Here is a 9,772-nt window from a genome sequence, read left to right as displayed (position 1 = left end):
ATATGATTGTATAATATTATTTATCTATTAAATGCCTGGCTATTGTGAATTTAGGCGGAACGTCCGGTAGGTTATTTCTCTGGAACCATTCAGCGCTCACAAGTTCTTTCTCTTCAAGAAAAATCTCCCCTGATTTATATTCGGCGTGATAGCCCAGCATCAAGGCATGAGGAAATGGCCAACTCTGACTGAGCTGGTACTTTATTTCACCGACCTCCAGACCGACTTCTTCTCTGATCTCTCTCACTACAGCTTCCTCTGCACTCTCTCCTGGCTCTATAAAACCGGCGATAACCGTATGCATTGTCGTATTTCGCAAATGTCGTCTATGACGAACGAGCAATATTTCATCACCTTTGTGAATAAGAACAATGATGCACGGAGATATCCTTGGATAGTAAGTCATCTCACAAGCTGGGCAAGACATTGCCCAGTCCCCTTCGCCTGACATGCACGGGCTACCGCAGCGGCCACAGAATTGGTGGTCTCTCCTTGATCTCAAGATTTGAGCTGCATGGCTGTATAATGCCACCATTGATTCAGGCTGCATTGCCATATACTGTCGGGCGTCAATGGCACTGCCCTCATCTGGAATACGGTCTGTTTTTATAACCGAGACCGAATACTTGTCCAGTGTTCCGGTTCTGATCGCTTCGAGGCCATCCATCCAGGAGCGATTCTCCCAGAGGAACCCGCCATCAGGATTCATCACGATGTCATGACCAGAAAGAATCAAAAAACGATCAGACTGATCTCCTTTCTGAGTCCAGCCACTTGCAGGTTGGTATGGCATAAATGTCACAGCTCTCGTTGATGAATCAATCGTTGGCCATTGCAAACTTCATTTATCAAAAGCAATCACCAGTCTTGCTGACCTATTTTTTGCAGTTTTTCCTGATGCAGTTTTAATTCAGCATCGGTCGGTTTGATGATTTTCAAGACAGGCCTGTCTGAAGATAAACGTCTGATAACCGTTACATCATCCTCTGTCCCCTCTCCTGCTCCACCCAAGAGCAGCGAAGTCTGGCCACCGGTCATGGCGAGATATACTTCAGCCAATATTTCAGAGTCAAGAAGCGCCCCATGGAAGGTACGGGCTGAGTTATCGATAAAATAACGTTTACACAGTGCGTCCAGGTTATTTTTCTGACCTGGGTGTTTCTTTCTTGCTATGGCAAGGGAGTCGGTAATTTTACTGTAGTCCTCTACCTGTCCGAGGCCGGGGTCCAGCCACTTCAGCTCATGGTTGAGAAAGTTAACATCAAAGGGGGCGTTATGAGCAATCAGTTCAGCATCCTTGATAAAATCCAGAAAGTCTTTGGCCACTGCTGCAAAGAGCGGTTTGTCCCGAACAAATTCGTTGGTAATACCGTGAACCTGAATAACCTCATCATCCATATGCCGCTCAGGATTGATATAGACATGATAGGTATTGCCCGTCAGCTTCCTGTCAATCATCTCCACACAACCGATTTCGACAATTCGGTGGCCCTGTGAAGGGTCGATACCGGTGGTTTCCGTATCCATTATGATTTGGCGGCTCATTGCTTCTTACCTTCAATAATCTCTTGGGCACCGCGACAGGCGAGTTCATCGGCCATTTCATTTTCCCGATGTCCTGCATGCCCTTTCACCCAGCACCATTCAATCTTATGGCGGGTATTCTGAACATCAAGCCGCTCCCATAAGTCCTTGTTTTTTACGGATTTACCTGCTGCTGTTTTCCAGCCTTTGCGTTTCCAGCCATTCAGCCATTCGGTAATACCCTTTCGTACATATTGGGAATCTGTCGTGACACGGACCGTACAGGTCCGTGTCAAGGTTTCCAGTCCCATAATAGCGGCCATCAATTCCATACGGTTATTGGTGGTTTCCTTTTCACCGCCATACAGTCCTTTTTCAGCAGTGCCATAACGCAATACCACCCCCCAACCTCCGGGGCCAGGGTTTCCTTTACAGGCACCATCTGTAAAAAGCTCAACTAGCTTGCTCAACGATTATCTCCCACCCGGCTGGACCCTGTAATCGGCTTTCCGACCAGGGATTGCCCCACTGAGGACCAGACAGGCTTGATCGGTGTCATGCCTGGCACTTCCCGGGTAGCAACTATGATGTAAAAACTGCCAAAGGGCAGCATCCAATTGTGACAGCGTTGTTCAATCACTTCCGTCTTCAAACCCATTGCAGAGTGGTTGGAGGGGAACAGATAGGCACCATGAATCACTTTCTCAACACTGAATCCCAGCAGGGTTAACCAGTCTTTCATCCGGCTGGGACTGATGAACTGAACCCCACGGAACAACTTTCGATAACCCGGAAGTATCATCCGCTTGATATTGCAGAGACTCAAAGGGTTAAAACCCACTACAATCATCTTGCCTCCGGGTATGATGGTATGACCGGCTTCGCTGAGAAGCCGGTGCGGACGATCAGACACTTCTACCATATGATGCAGCAAGACTAGATCCAGGCTGCCCGGAGCAATCGGCCAGTGGTAAGGATCAAGCAGTAATGAAGACACTGGTTCAGTGTTCAAAGGGTGAAACCGGAAGTTCCGGCTGACTTGAGAGCCTGACAGCAGAGAAGAAGTCGGGGATACGGATAACTCGACAGCGTGATAACCAAAGATATACTTTAACTCATGTTCTATGTGACAGCCTTCTGCCTTGAGCACAAACTCTCCTGCGCCGGACTGCATCCACTCCTGCAGGGCCCGCAACTTTTGAGGCATTTCAGGTCCGGTCGATTTTTTAAACCATTGCATCAGGCTTTTTCCATGTATGCTGTAGTCAAATCAGCAAAAACCTCGAGCCAGAATATAGTCCTGCTCAATTACACATCTTATCTGGCACGGCAGGATTCGACCAGCATCGGTGTCATCCCTTATAACAATGGTAAAGAAAACAGTACAGACTTTATACGCAAAATCTGTAAAATTGATTGTCTGGCCATTCCAGACATTAGAATGTTATTGACTATCACCCGACAGAATGTCCTATGATCCACATACAAGCTATCAAGGCTTTTCAAGATAACTACATATGGCTGCTTTCTGAAAGCGGCAGTCAACAGTGCCTGGTTGTTGATCCCGGTGAAGCTGACGTGGTTGAGAAAGCAATGAAAAGTCTGAATCTGGCGTTATCGGGCGTTCTGATTACCCATCATCACTGGGATCATACGAATGGTATACAAGCGTTGACAAAAGACCGTAATATTCCCGTCTATGGCCCTGATAATGCTGAAATTTCCGGTATTACATACCCCCTGAATGGCACAGAGACACTGACAGTGCTCGGCACCGAATTCAACATTCTGAAAACGCCTGGTCATACGCTTGATCATATTGCCTATTTCGCCAATCCAGATCAGGACGACCCCATCCTGTTTTGTGGCGATACCCTATTTTCAGCTGGCTGTGGTCGACTGTTTGAAGGGACTGCTGAACAGATGCTGAGCTCATTGAATAAACTCCGTTCTCTGCCCAAAAACACCCGGGTATACTGTGCACATGAATACACTCTGGCTAACCTGGCTTTTGCCCGGGCCGTAGAACCCGCTAACCCCTCTATTAAGGAGTATCGCAATAAAGTCATTCAGCTTCGCGAACAGGGCAGGCCAAGCTTGCCTTCCAGCCTGGAGCTGGAATTTACCATCAATCCATTCCTGCGTATTGACCAACATAGTGTCATTACTGCAGTAAAGGAGCACGCCCCATGTACTGTCCTGTCAAACGATGCAGAGGTATTTGGAGCATTACGTCATTGGAAGGATCAGTTTTGATGACGATAAACATTGTGTTCCTTCACGATAAATAAATTTTTTATGTCTGAACCTTTGAATACAGAGCAGGCGTCCGGTCGTTATACCGGACCTCAAGTTAAACCCCTGGTTCGAGTCCTTGGCGCCGCCACACTCGTTATGACTCTTACAAGCTGTATGAGTACTTCTACAGAACAAGCGGGTACCAGTTCACCGGTCAAAGCTGAGCAAAATGTTACCAAAGGCAAAATGGCCAAGAAAGCGGTCAGAAAGCAGGTAGCCAAGCAACCAGCAACTGACCTTTGGGACAGGACCCGTCGAGGTCTCGCCATGGACCTGGATAATAATCATCCCCGGGTATTGGCAGAATTGCGCTGGTATAAGAAAAACCAGGGCTACTTTGACCGGGTTTCTGATCGCGCCAGTCCCTATTTCTTCTTCATCCTGATGGAAGCCGAGAAACGTGGCGTTCCTCTGGAACTGGCATTAATGCCCATAGTGGAAAGTGCCTTCGATCCATTTGCTTATTCCCATGCAGGTGCATCCGGCTTGTGGCAATTCATGCCAGCTACTGGAGAACATTACGGACTAAAGCAGAACTGGTGGTATGACGGTCGTCGTGATGTGGTTGAAGCTACCCGCGCAGCACTCGACTATATGGTCAGTCTCAACAATATGTTTGATGATTGGGAATTAGCGCTGGCTGCTTTCAATTCAGGGCCCGGACGGGTTATGAATGCGGTCAACAAGAACAAGAGACAGGGTAAATCGACTCGCTTCTGGCATCTTGACCTGCCAAGTGAAACCACCGCCTACGTCCCTAAGCTGATCGCCTTGGGCAAGATCGTTCGTAATCCGGCAAAATACGGTATCAAGCTGAAGCCTATTCCGAACAAACCACATTTTGCCAAGGTTAAAACCGGTGGTCAGCTTGACATGGCCAAGGCAGCCAAGTTGTCAGGTATTAGTCTGAATGAGTTATATCGATTGAATCCCGGGCTTAATCGCTGGTCTACCCCACCTTCTGGTCCTCACTATCTACTGATTCCTATTGCAAGGGCCGAATCCTTCCAAACTGAACTGGCTCGATTGCCTACGGAGAAACGTATGCAATGGCGCCGTTATTCCGTGAAGTCGGGTGATAGCCTCAGCAAGATTGCCAATACCTTCAATACCAAGTCCAAATTCATCAAGGAAGTTAACAAGATGGATACAGACTTGATCAGGGTTGGGCAGAGCCTGTTGATTCCTGTCCCCGCCAGAGAGAAGGAAAAGTATGCCCTGACAGCATCACAGCGTCGCATCGCCAAACAAAACACCCAGCGCACCGGTCGGCAAAGATTGAATTACTCCGTTAAATCAGGAGACAGCTTCTGGAGCATAGCTAAAAAGTACAACACTGGCGTTCAGGAACTGGCTCGCTGGAATGGCATGTCACCCAGAGATAATCTCAGAATCGGACAGAAACTGGTGGTATGGAGCAAAACCAATGCTGCCCGGAACGGTGTTGTTCGCAAGGTCAATTACAAGGTTCGCAGTGGTGACTCCCTGTCCCGTATCGCTGACAAGTTCAATGTAGCGGTAGCTCAGATCAAAACCTGGAACACCTTTGACAGCAAATACCTGCAGCCCGGCCAACGATTGACTCTCTACGTTGATGTGGCGCGCGCTTACGAATAATCAGCCAAGATGCCCAGACCCGATTTTTCACGGGTCTGACATCCTTCCCTGTAAAGCGCTCCCTTGAATTGTCGATGTCAAGTTCATTCGGTTTAATATTACCGGGGAGCATCATTGAAACCACTGACGCTATTTTTACTGCTCTATTTACAAGGAATGCTGGCAATTGCCAAAAGTGAGCAGTGGCAACACCATCTGTCCATCATGGACGAACCGCTCTATAAAAAAGATTTTAAGCACTTCCAATACGTCAACCCTGAAGCCCCCAAAGGTGGCCATTTGCGATTGGCAGCCCTGGGAACCTTTAATACTCTGAATCCATATAGTGCAAGTGGAATAGCCCCCACACAGGCAAACAATACTTACCGCTTCGGCTTTCTGGAGTTAAACGAGCCCTTGATGGTGGGCACTGGCCCTTATGCCCCCTCCATGGAACATAAAAGTACGGCTTATGGTCTGATAGCTGAAGCGGTGGCCTACGATCCGGAAAAACAAAAGCTCTCATTCAAGCTGAGAAAAAATGCCCGTTTCCATGACCAGCACCCGATTACCACCGAAGATGTTGAGTTTTCCTACAAGATACTGCTGGAACAGGGACACCCAAACTTCAAACTCGCACTGGAGCAGGTTGAACGCATCCAAATTGAAGATCGGTACATCATCCACTTCTTTCTGAAACCCTCTTCCTCTAAAGCACTCCCACTTAAACTCAGTGAGCTGCCTGTGTTACCAAAACATTACTGGCAGAATCGTGATTTTTCAAAAACCACACTCATACCACCTTTACTCAGTGGTCCATACAAGATTGCCAGGGTCAGACCGGGTGCAACCATCGTCTACGAGCGAGTCCCGGACTATTGGGGAGCCGAGCTAGCTGTTAACAGAGGCCTTTATAATTTTGACAAAGTCACTCTGAATTTTTACCGTGACCGTCATGTCAGCTTCCAGGCTTTTAAAAAAGGCGAGATTGATGTCCACTACGAAGGTGAGGCGAAAAACTGGGAAACAGGTTATGACTTTCCAGCCATGCAACAGGGCAAGGTTATCAAGCTGAATATTCCGGACAAAATGCACTATGGCAGAAGGTTCTTTGTTTTTAATCTCAAATCCCCACTGTTTCAGGATCGAAGAGTCAGGCAGGCTATCAGCCTGTTGTTCGACTGGGAATGGTCTTCAACAAAGCTCTTCTATAACGCCTATATCCGAACCACCCATTTCTTTAGTGCCCATGAGAATAATACTTCTGCCCTTCCCACACAGAACGAACAGGAACTGTTTAAACCTTTTCGATCGATATTGCCACCGGAGCTCTGTTCCAGGCCATTCGAGCTCTCAAAAACAAGCGGGGATGGAAATATCACAGCTCAACGAAGACAAGTCCTTAAACTCCTGAAAGAGGCCGGCTGGCATTACCATCAGGGGCAATTATTAAACGCTCGAAATGAACCCTTCCACTTTACATTTCTTCACTACTCAAAACTGGCTGACCGTTTCATACTCCCTTTTGCCGCCAACCTTGCCAGTGTAGGAATCAAAATGGATTTTCGGGCTACAGACCTGAGCCAATACCAGCGAAGACTGAGAGAAAGGGATTTTGATATGGTTCAAACAACCCTGATGGTACCTTATCTCCCCGGCGAACACCTCAAAGGATTATTTCATTCAGAATCTGCAGATATTAAAGGCAGCCAGAACCTTGCCGGAATTCATAACCCGGCCATTGATGCCTTGATTGATCATGCGCTCTCAGCCCATAGTAAAAAGGATCTTTATACCGCGATGCAGGCTTTGAATCGTCTTTTGCTCTGGGAGCATTACTTCATTCCTAACTGGCAGGGTCGTTTTATAAGAATCGCATACTGGCAGCACCTGCAAACTCCTGAAACTTTCCCACCCTTTGGTATTCGTCTTACGTCATGGTGGATGAAACCCAAATCTTCAGCTGGCTCAAAACAGAGAACAGAATGACTATTAAACCATGGGCACATACTCTTATTGCTCTGATTCTTGCCTGCTTTTACGCTTCTGCTCAGGCCGGTATTCAGCAACCTTATCACAACAGTCATGCTATTAACCTGATCGGCACTCCCAAATATCCTGCTGACTTTCAACACTTTTCCTATATCAATCCTGATGCTCCCCGTCAGGGCAAGGTCAGACTCGCTGCTCTTGGTACCTATGACACTTTTGACCTCTTTAGTGCCAAAGGACTACCTGCAGCCGTTGGTCCTTACATCTATGACAGCCTGATGTATGCCAGTCGGGATGAGCCCGGCAGTCTTTATCCTCTGATCGCCGAACGTGTCGAATACCCTGATGACAATCGCTGGATACGCTTTGTTATTAACCCAAAAGCCCGTTTTGCCGATGGCAGCCCAATTAATGCCGAGGTCATAAGAGATACCTTTCTTCAATACAAAAATGGTGATTTCTCCAACTTTAAACACCTTTTAAAGGATGTTGATCAAATAAAAATTGAACCCGGAAACCGGGTAAAACTTACCCTGAATACCCCTGAAGACAAGAAGTTGCCCTTTCGACTGGCCCAGTTACCCGTAATTCACAACAGCTACTGGCAACAGTCCCGGGGAGACGATCATACGATCCATATTCCTGTCAGCTCAGGCGCTTACAGCATCAGACAATACGAGCTTGGCAAGAGCGTGTTTCTTGAGCGAAACAAGCATTACTGGGCTGAAAAACTGCCAGTGAATATTGGTCGAAATAACTTTGAGCAGATCAAATTGGAGTATTTCAGGAACTCTACCCTCTCTCTGGAAGCTTTTCTTGCTGGGCAATATGATATCCGAGTCGAGAATCTGGCTAAAAACTGGACTTATGCATACAAGGGAAAAGACATAGATACCGGGAAGATTATCAAGAAAAATTACCCGCGCAAGAGCTTTCAGGTTCAGTCGTTTATCTTTAACAGTCGAAAAGACCTCTTTCAGGATCAACGCGTCAGAGAAGCGATCAGTCAGGGTTATGATGCAGCCTGGACCAACGCTAACCTCCTTTATGGTATCTATTCAGTGCCCGGGAGTCTTTTTGCCGGTACGGAGTTTGCCCAAACAGGAATACCCGATAAGGCTGAAGTCAAACTGCTTGAGCCTTATCGAAATATCCTTCCTGAGAGACTGTTTAAACAATCCTGGACAGGCTTAAAAACGGATGGCACTGGTAATATTCGGAAGCAACTCAGTTATGCCAATCGCCTTCTAAAACAGGCAGGCTGGGAACTCAAAAATGGCAAAAGGGTCAACAAGGAAACCGGCGAGCCACTGAAGTTCGAACTGATGCTGGCAGTGCCAGAACAGGAACGTGTTGCCATACCATTCAAGAGTAATCTGAAGATACTCGGTATTGATATGCAGATCGTCTCGGTGGATGTCTCCCAGTACGTTCGAAGAGTGCGCAATCAGGATTACGATATGCTGCTCAGAACCTTCCACCAGCCTGATCTGCCTGGCAACGAGCAAAGAGAATACTGGAGCAGCAGCAGTGCCAATGAGCAAAGCACCCAGAATCTGGCAGGTGTCAATCACCCTGCTGTTGATGCCATGATTGAGCATATTATCAAGGCTGAATCGATCGACCAGTTACAAGCAGCCACAAGGGCTTTGGATCGTATCTTGCTCTGGGAAAATTACACTATTCCCCAGCTCTATCATCGTTACTGGCGGGTAGCACACAGACACCGTTACAACTATCCTGAAAACGAAGGTCTATACGGCCCCATAGACTTGAGTATCTGGTGGGAGGAAGAGCCAAAATGACACGTCTGGTCATGGGTATACTCCTGATAGTAACAGCCTGTTTCGCATGGGGATCTGACAAGATCCCTCTGAAGCATGCCATCAGTCTCTATGGCGAACCAAAGTACCAAAAAGATTTTGAACACTTTGACTACGCCAACCCGCAGGCCCGAAAAGGCGGTGAATTCAGACAGGCAGTGATTGGCCAGTTTGACAGTCTTACACCTTTTGTAGATCGCGGTTCAGCAGCCGCTGGCAGCGACTTGCTCTATGACACCCTGCTGCAAAGATCCTGGGACGAACCTCTAAGTAAATACGGTTTGATTGCTCAAGCCATTGAGTTAGACCCGGATAACCACTGGGTTGCCTACTACATTAATCCCAAGGCCCGCTTTAACGATGGCCACAGTGTGTCAGCCAGTGATGTCAAATTCACTTTTGATCTCTTAAGGGAGAAAGGCTCAACGTTCTACCGTCATTTCTATGATGATATCGAGAAAGCTGAAGTCACAGCGCCCATGAGGGTTCTATTTACCTTTAAAAACAACAAAAACCGTGAGTTGCCACTGATCCTGGGG

Annotated in this window: 10 protein-coding genes; 6 read left to right on the top strand and 4 right to left on the bottom strand. The window is 47.4% G+C overall.

Features of this window, described 5'->3' with window-relative positions; all coding sequences use genetic code 11:
* Positions 1-16 precede the first annotated feature (16 nt).
* From nudC to KDK16_RS02735, 4 genes are all read right to left on the bottom strand, one after another.
* A complete protein-coding gene (gene nudC / locus KDK16_RS02750; protein ID WP_257255640.1) occupies positions 17-793 on the bottom strand; it encodes an NAD(+) diphosphatase in 777 nt (258 codons plus the stop codon).
* A gap of 65 nt (positions 794-858) precedes the next feature.
* Positions 859-1,545 carry a DNA polymerase III subunit epsilon gene (gene dnaQ, locus KDK16_RS02745; RefSeq protein WP_257274567.1) on the bottom strand — a complete coding sequence of 229 codons (687 nt, stop codon included), beginning with the start codon at positions 1,543-1,545 and terminating at the stop codon, positions 859-861.
* A complete protein-coding gene (rnhA, locus tag KDK16_RS02740) occupies positions 1,542-1,994 on the bottom strand; it encodes a ribonuclease HI (RefSeq protein ID WP_257255638.1) in 453 nt (150 codons plus the stop codon). Before rnhA ends, dnaQ begins: the two co-directional genes overlap by 4 nt.
* Entirely contained in the window at positions 1,991-2,731 is a 741-nt protein-coding gene (locus KDK16_RS02735) for a class I SAM-dependent methyltransferase (RefSeq protein ID WP_257274565.1), read from the bottom strand. The genes rnhA and KDK16_RS02735 overlap by 4 nt, the downstream gene beginning before the upstream one ends.
* Before the next feature lie 45 nt (positions 2,732-2,776).
* Here KDK16_RS02735 and KDK16_RS02730 point away from each other — a divergent pair, with 45 nt between their 5' ends.
* The 6 genes from KDK16_RS02730 to KDK16_RS02705 all read left to right on the top strand — a co-directional run.
* On the top strand, positions 2,777-3,001 hold the full coding sequence (locus tag KDK16_RS02730; RefSeq protein WP_257274564.1) for a hypothetical protein: 225 nt from the start codon (positions 2,777-2,779) through the stop codon (positions 2,999-3,001).
* Complete coding sequence (gene gloB, locus KDK16_RS02725) at positions 2,998-3,780, top strand: hydroxyacylglutathione hydrolase (protein ID WP_257274562.1); 783 nt, start codon at positions 2,998-3,000, stop codon at positions 3,778-3,780. Before KDK16_RS02730 ends, gloB begins: the two co-directional genes overlap by 4 nt.
* 42 nt (positions 3,781-3,822) lie before the next feature.
* Entirely contained in the window at positions 3,823-5,439 is a 1,617-nt protein-coding gene (locus tag KDK16_RS02720) for a LysM peptidoglycan-binding domain-containing protein (RefSeq protein WP_257255635.1), read from the top strand.
* 114 nt (positions 5,440-5,553) lie between these two features.
* Complete coding sequence (locus tag KDK16_RS02715; protein WP_257255634.1) at positions 5,554-7,407, top strand: extracellular solute-binding protein; 1,854 nt, start codon at positions 5,554-5,556, stop codon at positions 7,405-7,407.
* The gene (locus KDK16_RS02710) at positions 7,404-9,215 is read left to right on the top strand and encodes an extracellular solute-binding protein (protein WP_257274561.1); all 1,812 of its coding nucleotides are present in this window, start codon (positions 7,404-7,406) and stop codon (positions 9,213-9,215) included. The genes KDK16_RS02715 and KDK16_RS02710 overlap by 4 nt, the downstream gene beginning before the upstream one ends.
* A partial coding sequence (locus KDK16_RS02705) for an ABC transporter substrate-binding protein (RefSeq protein ID WP_257274559.1) occupies positions 9,212-9,772 on the top strand: 561 nt, incomplete at its 3' end. The genes KDK16_RS02710 and KDK16_RS02705, both read left to right, overlap by 4 nt.

The organism is Endozoicomonas sp. SESOKO4 (genome assembly GCF_024606275.1).
Note: the sequence above shows the minus strand (reverse complement) of the source record. Positions and strands in the feature narration are given on the sequence as shown.

Bases quoted from the DNA above. Each gene is read 5' to 3' on its own strand.
- nudC (WP_257255640.1), bottom strand. From the start codon at position 793: ATGCCATACCAACCTGCAAGTGGCTGGACTCAGAAAGGAGATCAGTCT.
- dnaQ (WP_257274567.1), bottom strand. From the start codon at position 1,545: ATGAGCCGCCAAATCATAATGGATACGGAAACCACCGGTATCGACCCT.
- KDK16_RS02735 (WP_257274565.1), bottom strand. From the start codon at position 2,731: ATGCCTCAAAAGTTGCGGGCCCTGCAGGAGTGGATGCAGTCCGGCGCA.
- KDK16_RS02730 (WP_257274564.1), top strand. From the start codon at position 2,777: ATGTATGCTGTAGTCAAATCAGCAAAAACCTCGAGCCAGAATATAGTC.
- gloB (WP_257274562.1), top strand. From the start codon at position 2,998: ATGATCCACATACAAGCTATCAAGGCTTTTCAAGATAACTACATATGG.
- KDK16_RS02720 (WP_257255635.1), top strand. From the start codon at position 3,823: ATGTCTGAACCTTTGAATACAGAGCAGGCGTCCGGTCGTTATACCGGA.
- KDK16_RS02710 (WP_257274561.1), top strand. From the start codon at position 7,404: ATGACTATTAAACCATGGGCACATACTCTTATTGCTCTGATTCTTGCC.